15 protein-coding genes are annotated in these 17,556 nt (G+C 74.2%); 7 read left to right on the forward strand and 8 right to left on the reverse strand.

The genetic code is table 11. The annotated features are described in order from the left end of the window. Window positions 1–27: 27 nt before the first annotated feature. Window positions 28–1,623, reverse strand: coding sequence for a TROVE domain-containing protein (locus E2B92_RS12040; protein WP_126884286.1), 1,596 nt, complete (start codon window positions 1,621–1,623; stop codon window positions 28–30). A gap of 513 nt (window positions 1,624–2,136) precedes the next feature. On the opposite strand from E2B92_RS12040, the gene E2B92_RS12045 reads away from it, so the two are divergent. The 4 genes from E2B92_RS12045 (at window position 2,137) to E2B92_RS12060 (ending at window position 4,788) form a co-directional block, all read left to right on the forward strand. Further along, window positions 2,137–2,427 (forward strand): hypothetical protein, encoded by a 291-nt coding sequence (locus E2B92_RS12045; protein ID WP_126884287.1) that lies wholly within the window; start codon window positions 2,137–2,139, stop codon window positions 2,425–2,427. A gap of 101 nt (window positions 2,428–2,528) precedes the next feature. Continuing rightward, a complete protein-coding gene (locus E2B92_RS12050) occupies window positions 2,529–3,515 on the forward strand; it encodes an ADP-ribosylglycohydrolase family protein (RefSeq protein ID WP_235023797.1) in 987 nt (328 codons plus the stop codon). 4 nt (window positions 3,516–3,519) lie between these two features. Next, the gene (locus E2B92_RS12055) at window positions 3,520–4,011 is read left to right on the forward strand and encodes an NUDIX domain-containing protein (RefSeq protein WP_126884288.1); all 492 of its coding nucleotides are present in this window, start codon (window positions 3,520–3,522) and stop codon (window positions 4,009–4,011) included. 60 nt (window positions 4,012–4,071) lie between these two features. Further along, window positions 4,072–4,788, forward strand: a complete 717-nt coding sequence (locus tag E2B92_RS12060) for an SIR2 family NAD-dependent protein deacylase (RefSeq protein ID WP_126884289.1) — start codon at window positions 4,072–4,074, stop codon at window positions 4,786–4,788. Window positions 4,789–4,935: 147 nt separating this feature from the next. Here the strand turns inward: E2B92_RS12060 and E2B92_RS12065 are convergent, their stop codons facing one another. Beyond that, on the reverse strand, window positions 4,936–5,763 hold the full coding sequence (locus E2B92_RS12065) for an MmyB family transcriptional regulator (RefSeq protein WP_126884290.1): 828 nt from the start codon (window positions 5,761–5,763) through the stop codon (window positions 4,936–4,938). 343 nt (window positions 5,764–6,106) lie between these two features. Here E2B92_RS12065 and E2B92_RS12070 point away from each other — a divergent pair, with 343 nt between their 5' ends. Continuing rightward, the gene (locus E2B92_RS12070; protein WP_160159748.1) at window positions 6,107–7,957 is read left to right on the forward strand and encodes a vWA domain-containing protein; all 1,851 of its coding nucleotides are present in this window, start codon (window positions 6,107–6,109) and stop codon (window positions 7,955–7,957) included. A gap of 102 nt (window positions 7,958–8,059) precedes the next feature. Here E2B92_RS12070 and E2B92_RS12075 read toward each other — a convergent pair whose 3' ends face one another. After that, a complete protein-coding gene (locus tag E2B92_RS12075; protein WP_126884292.1) occupies window positions 8,060–8,569 on the reverse strand; it encodes a methylated-DNA--[protein]-cysteine S-methyltransferase in 510 nt (169 codons plus the stop codon). A gap of 21 nt (window positions 8,570–8,590) precedes the next feature. Continuing rightward, window positions 8,591–10,066: an AlkA N-terminal domain-containing protein gene (locus E2B92_RS12080; RefSeq protein WP_126884293.1), complete on the reverse strand. Its 1,476-nt coding sequence runs from the start codon at window positions 10,064–10,066 to the stop codon at window positions 8,591–8,593. A 171-nt stretch (window positions 10,067–10,237) separates the two neighbouring features. Here E2B92_RS12080 and E2B92_RS12085 point away from each other — a divergent pair, with 171 nt between their 5' ends. Further along, complete coding sequence (locus tag E2B92_RS12085) at window positions 10,238–11,446, forward strand: cytochrome P450 family protein (RefSeq protein WP_160159749.1); 1,209 nt, start codon at window positions 10,238–10,240, stop codon at window positions 11,444–11,446. An 11-nt stretch (window positions 11,447–11,457) separates the two neighbouring features. On the opposite strand, the gene E2B92_RS12090 is transcribed toward E2B92_RS12085, so the two are convergent. The 4 genes from E2B92_RS12090 to E2B92_RS12105 all read right to left on the reverse strand — a co-directional run bounded on the left by E2B92_RS12090 (window position 11,458) and on the right by E2B92_RS12105 (window position 16,182). Continuing rightward, window positions 11,458–11,964 (reverse strand): O-acetyl-ADP-ribose deacetylase, encoded by a 507-nt coding sequence (locus E2B92_RS12090; protein WP_133087506.1) that lies wholly within the window; start codon window positions 11,962–11,964, stop codon window positions 11,458–11,460. After that, a complete protein-coding gene (locus E2B92_RS12095) occupies window positions 11,961–13,382 on the reverse strand; it encodes a phytoene desaturase family protein (protein ID WP_133087507.1) in 1,422 nt (473 codons plus the stop codon). The genes E2B92_RS12090 and E2B92_RS12095 overlap by 4 nt, the downstream gene beginning before the upstream one ends. Before the next feature lie 66 nt (window positions 13,383–13,448). Continuing rightward, window positions 13,449–14,294: an inositol monophosphatase family protein gene (locus E2B92_RS12100; protein ID WP_126884296.1), complete on the reverse strand. Its 846-nt coding sequence runs from the start codon at window positions 14,292–14,294 to the stop codon at window positions 13,449–13,451. 58 nt (window positions 14,295–14,352) lie between these two features. Then, window positions 14,353–16,182 carry a gamma-glutamyltransferase family protein gene (locus tag E2B92_RS12105; protein ID WP_126884297.1) on the reverse strand — a complete coding sequence of 610 codons (1,830 nt, stop codon included), beginning with the start codon at window positions 16,180–16,182 and terminating at the stop codon, window positions 14,353–14,355. 234 nt (window positions 16,183–16,416) lie between these two features. On the opposite strand from E2B92_RS12105, the gene E2B92_RS12110 reads away from it, so the two are divergent. Further along, complete coding sequence (locus tag E2B92_RS12110) at window positions 16,417–17,472, forward strand: lipoate--protein ligase family protein (protein WP_185923539.1); 1,056 nt, start codon at window positions 16,417–16,419, stop codon at window positions 17,470–17,472. Window positions 17,473–17,556 lie beyond the last annotated feature (84 nt).

Below are 17,556 nucleotides of genomic sequence, written 5' to 3' on the forward strand. Positions count from 1 at the left end.
CCCCTGTCCGGCGTACGGACCCGCTGGTCAGGCCGCCGCCGACCACGGCCAGTGGGCGCTTCGCCCCGCTTCCAGCAGCGGTACCATCCGGAACGCCGTGTCCGTCAGTCCGCCGAAGGTGTGCCTGCCGGCGTTGCCGGAGGGGGCGTGGCCAGGGCGGTAGCCCGCCAGGTTCCACGTGTAGACCGGCACGTGCGGCGGGACCTGCCGCACGGGGTTGCCGTAGTGGCTGAAGGAGGCCTGCTCGTCGGTGACGATCAGCACCCGGTCGTGGCCGCGGTAGTGGGCGCGTACCGCCTCGGTCGTGTTGGTGCCGCCCAACTGGTGGAAGCGGCCCAGCACCGTGAGGACGGACTCGCCCGCCCGGTGGGGCACGGGGGCGCTGCTCGTGCCGAACTCCACCAGGTCGGCGTCGGCGGCGCGCATGGCCACCGCCGTGCCGAAGACGGCGGCCGCGTCGGCGCGGTTCAGCCGGGAGCGCTGCGACAGCGGCGCCCACATGGAGCCGGAGCGGTCCACCAGGACCAGGGTGCGGCCGGGGAGCTCCGGGACGTTGGCCAGCGAGTGGCCGAGGGCCCGCTCCAGGGGGTACGACCAGCGCAGCGAGGGCGCGTGCTGGTACGCGGCCAAATAGCGGAACGGGAACTGGCGCGACGCGGCGACGGTCCCCGGGTCGGAGAGCTTCGCCGCGACGCGCGCCGCGACCTCGTCGCTCACGCCCGCCTCGTCGAAGTTCCGCAGGTTGCGCAGGAGCGCCATGACGCCCATGGAGGGGATGACGGCCTCCCAGGCGGCCGCGTCCAGCGGGCCCTGGAGCCAGCCGGCCAGGGCCTCCCAGGTCATGCCGGCCTCCGCCAGCCGCGCCGCGCCGTCCGGGCCGGTGACCACGGCTCGCCGCTCGGCGACCGGCAGCTCCATCAGCGCCCGGTGGGCGGTGAGCATCCGGCTGGAGGCGGGCGTGAGCGCGGTCTCGGGGTGGTGGCGGCGGTCCAGGGCGTACCGGAACAGCTCGCCCTGCCACGGCTGCTTCGCCGGGTCGGGCGAGGCGTGCACCAGGTTGAGGATGTCGCCGAAGCGGTAGTCCTTGCCGGCCGTGTCGTACTTGAGCAGCGACCGGGCGGTGTACAGGCGCCGGACGGCGTCCGCGACGCCCCGCTTGACGGGCTTGGGCACGTTGCGCCCGTACCGGGAGGTCCAGTAGCCCAGCAGCTCACCGGGCTCGTCCGCGCGCTGGAGGACGGAGGCGACGACCTGGCGGCCCGTGGGCCCGTCACCGGCGCCGGCCTCCAGGCGTGCCTTGACGTACTCGGCGGCGCCGACGATCGAGGCGGTCCGCATGTTGCCCTCACCGCGCAGCCAGCGCAGCAGGCCGGCGGTCCACTCGGGGTCCTCGACGGCGAGCTCGCGGACGAGCGCGCTGAACCGGTCGTCGCGGGCGCCGCCGGACTCGTAGAAGGTCGTCTGGGTGACGAAGTTGGCGACGGCGAGCAGGAACAGCTCGGAACGCGGGTCGCGCAGCACACCGGCGCCGCCCTGGTGGGTGGTGGTGGGCGCGGTCGACCGGACGGGCGAGACCGCGCGGCCGGCGGCCGTCGCGGCCCGGCGGATGTTGAAACGTGCCATGTGAATCCCCCCGAATTCGGTGGGGACGCGCGGTGGAGGGAGGGCCCGGGGTCGACAAGCCGGCGACGGTCGTCACAACGGCCGCTCTCACCGCTGAGCCACACCGGCGTGCGCCGGAGGCGGGATTCGACCCGCGACCTGCTGTCCCCTCGAAGTTCCCGTCGCCCGCGCACCGGGCCCCCGTCCACCACGCCTCCCGAGATCAAGGTGGCCGCGGCGTCGTTTCAGGGAAAGAAGGAGCCGTGGCCCGCGCACCGGGAGGTGCGTGGTGTACAGGTGTCCAGAGTTCAGGGCCGGCGGAACCGACAAAGGTGCTCTACCTGCTGAGCTACACCGGCCCGAAGCCGATGACGGGACTCGAACCCGCGGCCGCCCCATGATGAGTGGAAGTAGGTCCTGCCTTCGCACCTGGACGTCCACGACTCTAGGCAGGCACGTGTTCGAGCGCCACGGATTTTCGAAGCGCCTGCCGCCCGAGTCGCGGGCATGGGCCATTCGTGTGACGCTGCCATCATGACGTGGGCATCGTGGACGACGACCGATGTGTACACGGGGCGTGGCGGGGTTCGGACCGACGAGCTCGGAATCGTCACGGGAAATGTCACCGTGCACACCACATTCGCGGGCGGCGAGGCACAGATCGCCGTCCAGTACAGCGGGGCGTCCGACTGGTTCACCATGACGGGCAGCCCCGTGCCGTGCGGTTCGGAGAAGGACAGCAGGGATCTGCACGAGGCCGTGGTGGAGGCCGTACGGGCGGGTGGCGGGGCCGTCGTGCCCTCCCCCTCCTTGCCGTCTCCCTGAGCGCGGCCGTGACCGTACGGGCGGAGACCGCCTCCGGACGGGCGCGGCCGGACGCGCGGGACCGGGTCCTGGGCGGCTGGTCGGGCCGGATCGCCGGGAACATGCTCGGCAAGCCCGTCGAGCGCGGCGACTACTGGACCCGTGACCGGATCGACCGCTACCTGCGGGCGACCGGCGCCCTCCCGCTGGCCGACTACCTGCCCGGCCCTCCGGCCGGCGGAGGCGGTTTCGAGCTGCGGCCCGAGTGGCGGGAGTGCGTCCGCGGCCGCGTCCACGGCAGTTGCCGGGACGACGACGTCGACTACGCGATTCTCGCCCTGCACCTGCTGGAGACGTACGGCTTCGCCTTCACGACCGGGCAGGTCGGCGAAGTGTGGCTGCTGCGCCTGCCCTACCTCCAGACGTTCACCGCCGAGCGGGCCGCCTACCGCAATCTCGCCAACGGCCTCGTACCCCCGGCCACCGCCACCCACGAAAACCCCCACCAGGAGTGGATCGGCGCCCTCATCCGCGCCGACGTGTTCGGCTGGACCTCCCCCGGCGACCCCGGCCGCGCCGCCTCCCTGGCCCGCCGTGACGCCGTGCTGTCCCACACCGGCAACGGCGTGTACGCCGCGATGTGGGCGGCCGCGCTGGTCGCGGCGGCCTTCACCGCGCCCGGCCCGCGCGCCGCCGTGGAGACGGCGCTGGAGCAGGTCCCCGCGGGCTGCCGCCTGGCCCGCACGGTCCGGCACATGGTGGCGCTGCACGACGCGGGCGTGACCTGGTCCGACGCGCTGGCCGAGGCGGAACGCGAGACGGCCGGGCTGCACTGGATCCACGCCGTGCCGAACGCCGCGGTCATTACGGCGGGCCTGCTGTACGGGGGCGGCGACTTCACCCGCACGATCACCCTGACGGTCCGCGGCGGCCTGGACACCGACTCCAACGGCGCGACGGCCGGGTCGGTCGCGGGCGTGCTGTGCGGGGCGTCCGGCATCCCCCGCCACTGGACGGACCCGCTCGAGGACCGGGTGCGCAGCGCGGTGTTCGGCTTCGACGGCGCCCGGATCGGTGATCTGGCCGAGCGGACTCTCGCACTAAGCTGACAGCGTGACCACGAACGATTACGCGTCGTACATCGCCGGGCTCCCCCGGGTGCTGGCCGGAGCGGCAGCGCTCTTCCGCGACGGCGAGGGCCGTGTCCTGCTGGTCGAGCCCAACTACCGGGAGGGCTGGGCGCTGCCCGGCGGCACCATCGAGTCGGCCACCGGCGAGACCCCGCGGCAGGCCGCGCGGCGGGAGACGCTGGAGGAGATCGGTCTGGACGTGGAGCCCGGCCGGCTGCTGGCGGTGGACTGGGTGCACGGGACGGGCCGTCCGCCGATCGTGGCGTACGTGTACGACGGCGGCGTGCTGAGCGGGGAGCAGTTCCGGGCGATCCGGGTCCAGGAGGAGGAGCTGATCTCCTGGAAGCTGGTGGAGCCCGAGGAGCTGGCGACGTATCTGCTCGGTTCGCTGGCGTTCCGGGTGGCGGCCTCGCTGGACGCCCTCGCGACCGGCCGGGGCGCGCTGGAACTGGAGAACGGCCGCCCCGTGGGGTGAGCGACGGGGCCCGCTCAATTCGTTCGCGGGGGCGGGGACACGCTGCGTAACCTCGGCGGCATGACTCTCGTCGCGATCCTCAGCGGTGCCGGTATCTCCACCGACTCGGGCATTCCCGACTACCGGGGTCCGGCCGGGCTGTGGCGGCGCGACCCGGAGGCCGAGAAGCTGGTCACCTACGACTTCTACATGGCCGACCCGGAGATCCGGCGCCGGGCCTGGCTGATGCGGCGCGACACCCCGGCGCTGCGGGCCGAGCCGAACGCGGCGCACCGGGCGGTCGCTGAGCTGGAGCGGACGCCGGGGTTCGCGGTGCGCGTGCTCACGCAGAACGTGGACGGGCTGCACCAGCTCGCCGGGATGCCCCCGCGCAAGGTCCTCGAACTGCACGGCACCGCACGGGCGGTGGTGTGCACGGGGTGTCACGCGCGCTCGTCGATGGAGGAGGCGCTGGCCCGGGTCGACGCGGGCGAACAGGACCCGGCGTGCGAGGCGTGCGGCGGCATCCTGAAGCCGGCGACGGTGATGTTCGGCCAGCGGCTGGACCCGGTGGTGCTGGGTGAGGCGATGGGCATCGCCAAGGCCGCCGAGGTGTTCGTCGCGGTCGGCTCGTCGCTCCAGGTGCAGCCCGCCGCGTCCCTCGCCGGGATGGCGGCGGAGCACGGGGCGCGGCTGATCGTCGTGAACGCCGAACCGACGCCGTACGACGAGCTGGCGGACGAGGTCGTGCGCGAGCCCATCGGGACGGCGCTGCCGGCGCTGCTGAAGCGGCTCTGAGCCGCTTGTCGTGCTCTGAGCCGGTTGCCGTTCAGCGTCCGGAAGCGTCCCTCTCCGGGGCCGGCTCCGACTGCGTGGGCCGCTCACCGTGAGCCGGCCCTGTTCACCGCGGAACCGTGCGCGGCTCCTCGGCGCCCCTTCGACCCGTCAGTTCCGCGGAACGGGCTCCCCCGGTGTGTAGAAGCTGAGATTGAGGCGGGCTCCGGGTGCTGTGACGGGTTCGGCGAGGCAGGTCGTCAGCCGGCCGGGTCCGTGCACGGCGTGGCGGACGGGAAGCTCCGAGCCGTCGAAATAGGGAATCGGGGCCACGGCGTGTTCTCGATAGAGCGGTCCGGCCACGGGGTCGTGGAGGACGTCGTGCGCGAGACGGCCGAGCGCGGGGTTCTCCGGACGCAGCTCCACGCTGTGCTTCAGGTGGGGCATCATGGCCGGAACCCAGTGGGTCTCCCAATGCATCAGGACGTCGGTGCGGGCCTCGGGGTCCAGGAGCATCCAGCGCATGATGTTGGCGGGGGTGTCTCCGCGAGGGAAGAGCCGCCGGAAGTCCTCGTTGTGGACGACGACGTTCCATTCGGCGTCGTTGACGAACGCCAACGCACCGTGGATGTGGTCGGCGACCCGTTGCCACGCTCCGGCTATGGACGTCCCGGAGCTGCCGTGCAGGGCATGGGGCGGGCTCGCCCGGCGGGTGATCAGCCACAGGAACGCCCACTCCTGCTCGTCCAGTTGCAGCGTCCTGGCGACGGCGGTGAGGAGATCGGCGCCGGGGCCGGCGATCTGACCGTTCTCGAACCGGTTGTAGGTGCCCGGGGTGCGCGTGAGCAGCACGTCCATCTGTTCCTGGGTCAGACCGGAAGCCCGCCGACCGGGACCGGGCCTGCGCTCGGGGAACCCCAGCCTCACAGGGTCGATCGCGGCTCGGCGTGCCTGAAGGAGCGCCTTGAGGCGGCCCCGATCACTGGCCGACAGCTTCATCCGGCACCTTTCACTCGGGCTGCGCCCGGGCGGTGGCCGAGGCGGCCCCCATTATCTGCACCGACAGACCCTGGAAAAGTTGATCACACAGGGCAAGACTCGTTCCGGGTCCGCCCGCTGCCCACGCCGTGGGGTGCCCTGCCCGGCACAGCGCTCCGGGCCGCCCGGACCCGGCAGCGCCCGAAGACCGGGCCGGCGCGGGATGTCCGCTCCGCCGGCGTCCGGACCCGGAACACGTCCCACCCGTCCCCAGGCGCCCGTTCCGCCACTGGCACGGGTCAAGGGCCGACGGACCAATCCCGTGGAGATCACCTTCATGTACCCGAGACCACGCCGACGACGCGTGCTCGCCGCCGTATCCGTCCTGTCGCTCGGCGCGCTCCTGTCCCCGGCGGCGACCGCGAGCGCCTCCCCGGGGGCACCCGCGACACCCGAGGCACCCGAGCCCGCCCGGATCAACCTGGTTCTGGACCTGTCCGGTTCGATGAACGAGAACGACGCCGGCGGCCGGACCCGCCTCGCCGCCGCCAAGCAGGCGGTCACCCGGATCATCGACAGCGCCCCCGAACAGGCCCCGCTGGGACTGCGCGTCTACGGCGCCACGTATCCCGGGCGGGACAAGAAGCAGGGCTGCGCCGACACACAGCAGGTCCTGCCGGTCACTCCGATGGACCGGGCCGCGCGCGCCGATGCCAAGGAGCGGGTCGCGGGCTTCAAGGCGGTCGGCTTCACACCGATCGGCGTCTCGCTGCGCGAAGCCGCCAAGGACCTCGGCGCGACGGGCGAGCGCCGCATCATCCTGGTCTCGGACGGTGACGACACCTGTGCGCCGCCACCTCCCTGTGAGGTGGCCCGCGAGCTCAAGGCGCAGGGCGTCGACCTCGCCGTGGACGTGGTCGGGTTCCGGGCGCCCTCCTCGGCACGGGCGCAACTGAAGTGCATCGCCGACGTGACCGACGGGTCGTACGCGGACGCCGACGACGCCGACTCGCTCACCGCCGACCTGGGCGCCCTGTTCCGCAAGGGGTGGCGGACCTACCACGCCACCGGAAAGCCGGTCGAAGGCTCCAGGGAGGGCTGCCAGGGGGCTCCGCTGGTCACACCCGGCCAGTACCTGGACACGTTCACCGGCGGACGCGACCTCTACTACCGGGTCAAGAAGCGGCCGGACCAGCGGCTCCAGGTGAGCGCCACCGCCGTCGCCGAGCAGGGCTACCCGCGCGGTTCGATCATCACGGTCGCGGCCGGCCCCGCGGGTGACGGCGAACCCCGGGACTGGCTGCGCGAGTTCGACCAGTCGATGGGGTGGGCGAACATCATCACCACCGGGGGGCGCAGCAGGCCCGGAGCGGGCAACGAGAAGCCCGCGCCGGACGACATCGGATGCATCAGGGTCGAGAACGACGTGACCGGGTCCGGCGACAGGCCGATGCCCGTCGAGCTTCTGGTCGGCATCGCCGACAAGGCGACCCAGGAGGCCGGCGCGCGGGCTCCGGAACCCCGCACCGGAGCCGACGCCGAGGGCGGGTTCTCCTTCAACAGCGCCACCCCCATCGGGCCGGGCACGCACCGGCAGTCCATCGCCGTCGGTGAGGCCCCCTTCTGGCGGGTGGAGCTGAAGCCGGGCCAGAAACTGACGGTCAAGGGCAGTGTGGACATCCCGGACGGCTTCCCGGACTCCGGGACCACCGGATGGGGCGTCACCCTCTACAACGCCCAGCGCCAGGAGACGCAGTGCAATGACAACGGCGTGACCGAGCTGTTCGCGGGCAGGACCGGCCGCATCGAGCGGGTCTGCGGGCCCTGGGAGATCACCGAGCGGGACGACGCGGGGAACGCCGACCCCAAGGGATACGACGTGCCGGGCACGTACTACATCCAGGCGCAGGTCGCCGAGCCGGACGACGAGGCGAAGGGCGTCGTCGTACCGATGTCGCTGACCGTGGACGTCTCCGGCACGCCGCGCTCCGAGAAGGGCCCGGTGTTCTTCTTCGGTGACGACACCGCCCGGGGCCCCTCGCCGTCCGGTGCGAACGGAACCGGCGAACAGGCCGGGACCGGCGGCACACCGTCTGCCGCGAAGGACGACGACTCTCCTGTGGGTACGCTCGCGCTGTCGGCCGGTGCCGGCGCCGGGGTCCTCCTGCTCGGCGGCATCACCGTCTACGCCCTCAGGCGCCGCGGGGCGGCCTGACCCGGAGCCCGGGCAGGTGCGGCGACCGGGCCGTACGTGCGAGAGGCCGGGGCCCGGTCCCGAGCGGGGTTGCTGCGTGCGGGTGTCGGCTCCGAAGCGGCTCTAGAAGAGCGCGTCACCGGCGGGGACACCGCTGCCGAGGGCGCCTTCGAACACGAGCAGGCTCCGTTTGCGGTCCAGGCCGCCGCCGTATCCCGTGAGGCCGCCGCCGGTACCGATGACCCGGTGGCACGGAACGATGATCCCGATCGGGTTCTTCCCGTTGGCGAGGCCGACGGCACGGGACGCCGCGGGCTTGCCGAGGGCCTCGGCGAGTTCGCCGTACGAGCGGGTCTCGCCGTACGGGATGGTGCGCAGCAGCTCCCAGACGCCGCGCTGGAACGGCGTACCGGCGAGGTGCAGCGGCAGGTCGAACTCGGTGAGTTCGCCGGCGTGGTAGGCGTCGAGCTGGCGGATCACCTCGCCGAAGGGGCGGGGGTCGGGGTCGCCGAAGGTCTCCTCGGGCGGGCGGTGGCGCTGGCCGGTCATGTAGAGCCCGCTGAGGACGCCGTCGGTGGCGACGAGGGTGAGCGGGCCGTAGGGACTGTCGGTGACGGTGTGCCGGCGGTTCATGGGCGGGCTTCCTTGACGGGGTTACGCGGGCAGGTGGTTGATGGGGTGGCTGTCGGTCGCCCACAGGTACTGGACGGCGTACGCGCGCCAGGGCCGCCAGGCGGCCGCGCGGGCCGTCAGGGCGGCGGGGGTGGCGGGCAGGCCGAGACCGGCGGCCGCGCGCCGGACGCCGAGGTCGGTGGGGAGGAAGGCGTCGGGATCGCCGAGGGCGCGCATGGCGATCACCTCGACCGTCCAGGGGCCGAAGCCGGGCAGTGCGGCGAGCTGGGCGCGGGCCCGGTCCCAGTCGCTGTCGGGGCCGAGCCGGAGCGAGCCGTCGGCGAGGGCGCCGACCAGCGTGGTGAGCGTGGTGCGGCGGCTGCGCGGCAGGGCGAGCGCCTCCGGGTCGAGCGCGGCGAGCGCCTCGGGTCCGGGGAAGAGGTGGGTGAGCCCGCCGCCGGGGTCGTCGACCGGGGTGCCGTGCGCGGTGACCAGGCGGGCCGCGTGGGTGCGGGCGGCGGCGGTGGACACCTGCTGGCCGAGGACGGCGCGTACGGCGAACTCGGCGGCGTCCACGGTGCGCGGGACGCGCCGGCCGGGCGCCTTGTCGACCAGGGGCGCGAGCAGCGGGTCGGTGCGGAGCTGGTCGTCGACGGCGACGGGGTCGGCGTCCAGGTCGAGCATCCAGCGGCAGCGGCTGATGGCGAGGGTCAGGTCGCGGGGGTCGGTGAGCGAGAGGCGGCAGGCGATGTGGTCGGGGTGCGGGGTGAGCGCGACGGTGCCGTGGCCGTGCGGGAGGGACAGGGTGCGCCGGTAGGCGCCGTCGCGCCACTCCTCCACGCCGGGGACGGCGGTCGCGGCCAGGTGGCCGAAGAGGTTGTCGGGGTTGAGCGGCGCCCGGTACGGGAGGCGGAGCGCGATGACGCCGGGGGTCCGGGGCGCGGCCGAGGCGGGCCGGGCGGCGCGGGTGCGCAACTCGCCCGGTGTGAGGGCGAAGACCTCGCGGACGGTGTCGTTGAAGGTGCGTACGGAGGCGAATCCGGCGGCGAACGCCACGTCCGCCATCGGCAGGTCCGTCGTCTCGATGAGGACGCGTGCGGTCTGGGCGCGCTGGGCGCGGGCCAGGGCGAGCGGTCCGGCGCCGAGTTCGGCGAGGAGCTGGCGCTCGATCTGCCGGGTGGAGTAGCCGAGCCGTGCGGCGAGACCGGGCACGCCCTCGCGGTCGACGACGCCGTCGCGGATGAGGCGCATGGCGCGGGCGACGGTGTCGGCGCGGGCGTTCCACTCCGGCGAGCCGGGGCTGGTGTCGGGCCGGCACCGCTTGCAGGCGCGGAACCCGGCCTGCTGGCAGGCTGCGGCGCTCGGGTAGAACACCATGTTCTCGGGCTTCGGCGGCACGACCGGGCAACTGGGCCGGCAGTAGATGCGGGTGGTCAGGACGGCGGTGAAGAACCATCCGTCGAATCGGGCGTCCTTGGACCGGACGGCCCGCACGCAGCGCTCGGTGTCGGTGTGCATGGGTCCAGCATCGGGGACGGCGAGGGGCGGGCGCTGGCGGGAAAACGACATCAACGTCCCGCTGCCAGCGGTGCGCCGTTTCACCTCACGATCCCCGGGTCGGCGCCGGTCACGGCGTGGGATCATCCCGTCACGGCACGTCGCGATCCACGACACCCCAGGGGATGCATGATGACCGAGCGGACGACCGAACGGGTCCTCCTCGACCCCCGCACCACGGACCACCGGGCGCAGGCGGAGGAGCTGCGGCGGGGCGGGCCGGTGGCTCCGGCCGAGTGGCCGGGCGGGGTCCACTGCTGGGCGGTCACCGGCCACGCCGAGCTGGAGACCGTGCTGACCGATCCGCGGTTCGCCCGCTCCCCCGCGCACTGGCGGGCGCTGCGGGACGGTGAGGTGGCGCGGGACTGGCCGATGCTGGCGCACCTGACCCGGCGGTGGATGCTGACCGCCGACGGCGCGGACCACCGGCGGCTGCGGCGCGCGGTGTCGGCGGCGTTCACCCCGCGCCGCGTCGAGGGGCTCACGCCCGCGATCACCGGGACCGTCGACGCGCTGCTGGCCGGCCTGGAGCCGGCCCTGGCGGACGGCCGCCCGGCGGACCTCCGCTCGGCGTACGCGCTGCCGCTTCCGCTGCGTACGCTCTGCGCCCTGTTCGGCATCCCGGCCGAGGAGCAGCCGGACGTCGTGGCGCTGGTCGGCCGGGCGTTCGCGCGCTCGACGCTGAGCGCGGAGGAGTCGGCGCGGCTGACGGGCGACATCAACGCGTACCTGGCGGACCTGGTCGGGCGCCGGTCGGCGGCACCCGGCGACGACCTCGTCAGCGACCTGCTGCGCGGCGGCCCCGACGGTCTGTCCGAAACCGAACTCCTCGACATGCTGTGGCTGTTCCTGGGCGCCGGGTTCGAGACGACGGCCGGGGCGCTGGTGAACACGGCCCACGCCCTGCTCACCCACCCCGGGGAGCTGCGCCGGGTGCTGAGCGGCGAGGCCGGCTGGGACGCGGTGGTGGAGGAGGGCCTCCGCCACGACTCGAGCGTGTACGCCCTGCCCTTCGCCTTTCCCACCGAGGACGTGGAGCTGGGCGGCAGGCCGCTGCGCGCGGGGGACGCGCTGCTGCTGTGCTTCGCGGCGGCCAACCGGGACCCGCGTCTCGGCCCGGGCGGGTTCGACACCGGCCGGGACGGTGAGCGCGCACGGCACCTGGGCTTCGGGCACGGGCCGCACTTCTGTGTGGGCGCCCCGCTGGCCCGACTGCAACTGCGCGTCGCGCTGCGGGCGTTGTTCGAGCGGTTCCCGCGCCTGCGTCTCGCGGGGCCGCCCGGTCCGCCGGTGCCGTCGCTCATCGCCAGCACGCCCAGCGCGCTGTACGTGACCGGGTAGCGCGGCGCCGCTCAGCGCACGTGCGCGGCGAACGCCTCGTAGGCGCGCTCGTCGAAGAGGACGAACCGGACCTCCTCCACGGAGGTCTCGGCCTCCCGTACGGCTCGTACGGCGATCCGGGCGGCGTCGTCGACCGGCCAGCGGTAGACGCCGGTCGAGATGGCGGGGAACGCGACCGTGCGGGCGCCGAGTTCGTCGGCGACGCGGAGGGCTGCGCGGTGGCAGGAGGCGAGGAGCGCGGAGCGGTCCTCGTCCGGGGAGTGGACGGGCCCGACGGTGTGGATCACCCAGCGGGCGTCGAGGCGGCCGGCGGTGGTGGCGACGGCCTGACCGGTGGGCAGACCGCGGCCGTAGTGGGATGCGCGCAGGGCGCGGCACGCGGCGAGGATGTCGGGGCCGCCCTTGCGGTGGATGGCGCCGTCGACGCCTCCGCCGCCCAGCAGCGAGGAGTTGGCGGCGTTGACGATGGCGTCGGCGTGCTGCTCGGTGATGTCGCCGCGTACGAGGGTGATGTTCACCGTCGGGCCTTTCGCAGGTGGCGCCAGACCGCCTTGGCCGCGTTGTGCCCGGACATGCCGTGCACGCCGGGGCCGGGCGGGGTCGCGGAGGAGCAGAGGAAGACGGCCGGGTGGGGGGTGTGGTACGGGAAGAGGGAGATCCGGGGGCGCAGCAGGAGCTGGAGGCCGCTCGCGGCGCCGCAGGCGATGTCGCCGCCGACGTAGTTGGCGTTGCGCGCGGCGAGTTGGGGCGGGCCGGCGGTGGCGCGGGCGAGGATCAGGTCGCGGAAGCCGGGGGCGAACCGCTCGATCTGCCGCTCGATCGCCTCGGTGAGGTCGCCCTCCCAGGCGTGCGGGACGTGGCCGTAGGCCCAGAAGACGTGCTTGCCCCCGGGGGCCCGGGAGGGGTCGACGAGGCTGGGCTGAGCGGTGATCAGGAACGGTGTGCGCGGCGGCGTGCCGACGGAGACCTGGTGCAGGGCGGCACCGATCTCGCGGCTGCCGGGGCCGATCTGCACGGTGCCGGCGCGGCGGGGTTCGGCGGCGGTCCAGGGCACGGGGCCGTCCAGCGCGTAGTCGATCTTGTAGACCGAGGCGCCGTAGCGGTACCGGTCGTAGAACCGGCCGAAACCGGCGATGCGGGCCAGTGCGGTCGGCGAGGTGTCGAAGACGTAGGCGCGGGCGGGTGGCAGGTCGTCCAGGCGCTTGACCTCGTAGGAGGTGTGGATGGTGCCGCCGAGGTCCTTCACGTACGCGGCGAGGGCGTCGGAGATCGCCTGGGAGCCGCCGCGCGGGAGCGGCCAGCCGCCCGTGTGCGCGGCGAGCGCGAAGACGAGCCCGATGGCGCCGGTGGCGAGTCCGCCGAGCGGGGCGATGACGTGGGCGACGAGCCCGGCGAACAGCGCGCGGGCCCGGTCGTCGCGGAACCGGCGCATCAGCCAGGTGGAGGGCGGCAGGCCGTCGACGCCGAAGCGGGCGAGGGTGACCGGGTCCCGTGGAAGCGCGGTCAGGGGCAGGGACATGAAGTCGCGGACGAGGGTGTCCCAGGTGCCGAGGTAGGGCGCGACGAGGCGGCGGTACGCGCCGGCGTCCCGGGGCCCGAAGGAGGCCGCCGTCTCGGAGACGGACCGGGACAGCACGGCGGCCGTGCCGTCGTCGAAGGGGTGCGCCATCGGCAGCTCGGCGTGCAGCCACTCGAGGCCGTACCGGTCGAGCGGCATGTCCTTGAAGGCGGGCGAGCCGACGCCCAGCGGGTGCACGGCGGAGCACGGGTCGTGCCGGAAGCCGGGCAGCGTCAGCTCCTCGGTCCTGGCCCCGCCGCCGACCGTGTCGAGGGCCTCGAACACGGCGACGGAGAACCCCCGGCGCGCCAGCTCGGCGGCAGCGGTCAGTCCGTTGGGCCCCGCCCCCACGACGACGGCATCCAGCATCGACGGCACCTTGGGACTCCTTCGTCAGCCGATCGCCACGTCGTCTCAGGATATTGGGCCGGTGGGCGCCTGTGCCTACCGGGCGGCCAGCAGCGTCCGTATCCGGTCGGCGGTGGCCCGGTCGCGGGCGGCGGTGAACGGCAGCGCGTTGGCACCCGTGACGCGGAACGGGGCGCCCGTCAGGGTGGCGTGGGCGCCGCCCGCCTCCTCGACCAGGAGCAGGCCCGCCGCGTGGTCCCAGGCGTACTCCCACGAGAACGCGACGGCGTCCAGCTCGCCCCGGGCGACCGCCAGGTACTCCAGCCCGGCCGATCCGCACGGGCGGGCGTGGACGCCCTCGGTGTCCAGGCCCAGGAGCGCGGCCTTCTGGTCGGCGGTGGTGTAGTCGGGGTGGGACGTGGCGACCCGGAGCGCCGCGCCGGGCTCGGGCGACCCGGACCGTATCGACGCGCCGTTGAGCCGCGCGCCGCGCCCGCGCACCGCCACGGCCATCTCCTCGCGCGCCGGGGCGTACGTCCACGACGCCAGCAGTTCGCCGCGCACCGCCAGCGCGACGAGCGTGCAGAACCCGGGGTCGCCGTGCGCGAAGTGCCAGGTGCCGTCGACCGGGTCGACGATCCACACCGGCGCGTCGCCCTTCAGCGCCTCGTACACCTCCGGGTCGGCGTGGACGGACTCCTCGCCGACCACCACGGAGCCGGGCAGCAGCGCGGTGAGCGAGGCGGTCAGGTGCGCCTCGGCGGCCCGGTCGGCGACCGTCACGAGGTCGTGCGGGCCGCTCTTCTCGACGATCTCGTGCGTGGCGAGCTGCCGCCAGCGCGGCACGATCTCGGCGGCGGCCGCCTTGCGCACCGCCTCCTCGACCGCGGCGGACGCCGCATCGGACTGGGACCCGGAACCGTCGAGAAGTTCATCGATCATGCGTCCAGCTAAGCACGGCCCACTGACATCGCGGAAAGGGACCGGGGAACCGGGGAGGTCACCGGCCGACCGCGTACCCCTGCATGCCGCGCGGGTTGGCCGCCGCCGAGAGGATGCCGGTGCGCGGGTCCCTGGCGACGGCGCACAGCCGTCCTTCGGTCCACGGGCCGCCGACCGTGACGTCGTGGCCCCGGCGGCGCAGCTCCTCGACGACGGCCGGGTCCATGCGGGACTCGACGGTGAGCCCGCCGGGCCGCATGCCGCGCGGGTGGAAGGAGCCGGGGAAGCTTTCGTTGTGCCAGTTGGGCGCGTCGATCGCGGCCTGGAGGTCCAGTCCGCCGTGGGTGAGCGCGAGGAAGAAGTGGAGCTGCCACTGGTCCTGCTGGTCACCGCCCGGTGTGCCGAACGCCATGACCGGCACCCCGTCGCGCAGCGCCAGGGTCGGGGTGAGCGTGGTGCGCGGACGGCGGCCGGGCGTCAGGGAGTTGGGCAGGCCCGGGTCCAGCCAGGCCATCTGGAGCCGGGTGCCGAGCGGGAAGCCGAGTTCGGGCACCACGGGGTTGGACTGGAGCCAGCCGCCGCTGGGCGTGGCCGCGACCATGTTGCCCCACCGGTCGACGACGTCCACGTGGCAGGTGTCGCCCCGGGTGGTGCCGTCGCGGCCGACGGCGGGCCCGCCGGTGCCCGGGACGTCACCGGCGACGGTCGGCTCACCGGCCCCGGCGGCGACCGCGACGGCCGGGGCGCCGGGGCCCGGCCGCCCGGCGGCGACGGCGGCGGCGTGGGCGCTCAGGCGCGGCGTACGGCCGTCGGGGCTGCCGGGGCGCAGCTCGTGGGAGGCCCGGTCGCCGACGAGGGCGCGGCGCCCGGCGTTGTACGCGGCCGACAGCAGCGTGTCGAGCGGGACGTCGGCGGCGTCGCCGTACCACGCCTCGCGGTCGGCCATGGCGAGCTTGCAGCCCTCGACGAGCACGTGCACGTAGTCGGCGGAGCCGTACGGGGGCAGGCGGGCCGGCAGGAGGGCCAGTTGCTGGAGGAACACGGGGCCCTGGCTCCACCCGCCGGCCTTGCAGAGGGTCCAGCCGTTCCAGTCGTGGGTGACGGGGTTCTCGTACGTCGCGGACCAGCCCGCCAGGTCGGCGGCGGTGAGCGTGCCGGTGTGGTGGCCGCCGCTGGTGTCCATGGTGGGCCGCGCGGACTGCCGCAGCAGGGCCTCGGCGATGAAGCCCGCGCGCCAGATCCGGCGGGCCTCCTCGATCTGGCCGGTCCGGTCGTCGCCGGCGGCGGCGGTCGCCTCGTCGACGAGTCGGCGCCAGGTGCGGGCGAGCGCGGGGTTGCGGAAGAGCCGCCCCGGGGCGGGGGGCTGGCCGTCCGGGAGGTAGAGGTCGGCGGAGGAGGTCCACTCGTTGACGAACAGGGCCCGTACGGTCTCCACGGTCTCGCCGACCCGCCGCACGGGCGCGTGCCCGGCCTCCGCGTACTCGATGGCGTACCGCAGCACCTGGGCGAGCGGCTTGGTGCCGTGGTCGCGCAGCAGGAGCATCCACGCGTCGAAGGCGCCGGGCACGGCGGCGGCGAGCGGGCCGGTGCCGGGTACCAGGCCGAGCCCGAGCGACCGGTAGTGGTCGATGGTCGCCCCGGCGGGGGCGGGGCCCTGTCCGCACAGCACCCGCACCTCGCCGCCGGCCGGTGCGAGGAGGACCGGCACCTCACCGGCCGGTCCGTTGAGGTGCGGCTCGACGACGTGCAGGACGAACCCGGCGGCGACGGCGGCGTCGAAGGCGTTGCCGCCGTCCTCCAGGACGGCCATGGCCGACTGCGAGGCCAGCCAGTGGGTGGAGGACACCATCCCGAAGGTGCCCTGGAGGGTCGGTCGGGTGGTGAACATTACGGCCCGTCACCTCGCTGTGTCGACGCGGTGGTTCGCGTGGCCCCCGGGGGCTGGGTCCGGTGGGTCTCGTGGCGGGCAGGCTATCGGCCGGGCGGAGCCGTCCGGGGCGGCGGGGGCGGCGGTGGCGCCCGCCGTACGGAGCTGCCCGTGCCCCTCGGTTGCGACTTCCTGCCCTCCGGGAGTCGGGCATAGGCTGACATGACGGTCGGTTCTGGGACGGGAGACGCGGACGTGCACGGCGAATACAAGGTTCCGGGCGGCAAGCTCGTGGTCGTCGACCTCGACACGGAGGACGGCGTACTGCGCCGTGTGCGGGTCGGCGGGGACTTCTTCCTGGAGCCCGACGAGGCTCTGCTCGCCATCGACCGGGCGCTGGAGGGCGCGCCCGCCGACACCGACGCGTCGGGGCTGGCGGCGCGGATCGACGCGGCGCTGCCGCCCGGGACGCAGATGTTCGGGCTCACCACCGAGGGGATCGGGGTCGCCGTGCGGCGGGCCCTGGCGCACGCCACCGACTGGACCGACTACGACTGGCAGCTCGTCCACGAGGGGGCCCAGCCGCCCGCGCTGCACATGGCGCTCGACGAGGTGCTCACGGCCGAGGTGGCCGCCGGGCGCCGCCCGCCGACGCTGCGGGTGTGGGAGTGGGGCGCGCCCGCCGTGGTGATCGGCAGCTTCCAGTCGCTGCGCAACGAGGTGGACGCGGAGGCGGCCGAGCGGCACGGCATCACGGTCGTACGGCGGATCAGCGGGGGCGGCGCCATGTTCATCGAGCCGGGCAACACCATCACGTACTCGCTCTCCGTGCCGGACGCCCTGGTGCAGGGGCTGTCGTTCACGGACAGCTACGCGTATCTCGACGACTGGGTGCTGGGCGCGCTCGGCGACATGGGCATCAAGGCCTGGTACCAGCCGCTCAACGACATCGCCACCGACGCGGGCAAGATCGCCGGGGCGGCGCAGAAGCGGCTGGCCGGCGGGGAGGGGGCCGTGCTGCACCACGTGACGATGGCGTACGACATCGACGCCGACAAGATGACGGAGGTGCTGCGGATCGGCCGCGAGAAGCTCTCCGACAAGGGCACGAAGAGCGCCAAGAAGCGCGTGGACCCGTTGCGCCGCCAGACCGGTCTGCCGCGCGGGACGGTGATCGAGCGGATGATCGGCTCGTTCCGTGAGCGGTACGGCCTGTCGGAGGGCGGGGTCACGGACGAGGAGATGGCACGCGCGCGTGAGCTGGCGCGGGTGAAGTTCGGCTCGCCGGAGTGGACCGCTCGGGTGCCGTGACGCCCCTGTGGCACGGTCCGGTCACCGCGCGGCACGGGATCGCTCCCACGGCTCCGGAAGGGAGGCCCGCGGTGCGATCGGGCG

It is taken from the genome of Streptomyces sp. WAC05374 (assembly GCF_004353505.1).
GTDB lineage: Bacteria > Actinomycetota > Actinomycetes > Streptomycetales > Streptomycetaceae > Streptomyces.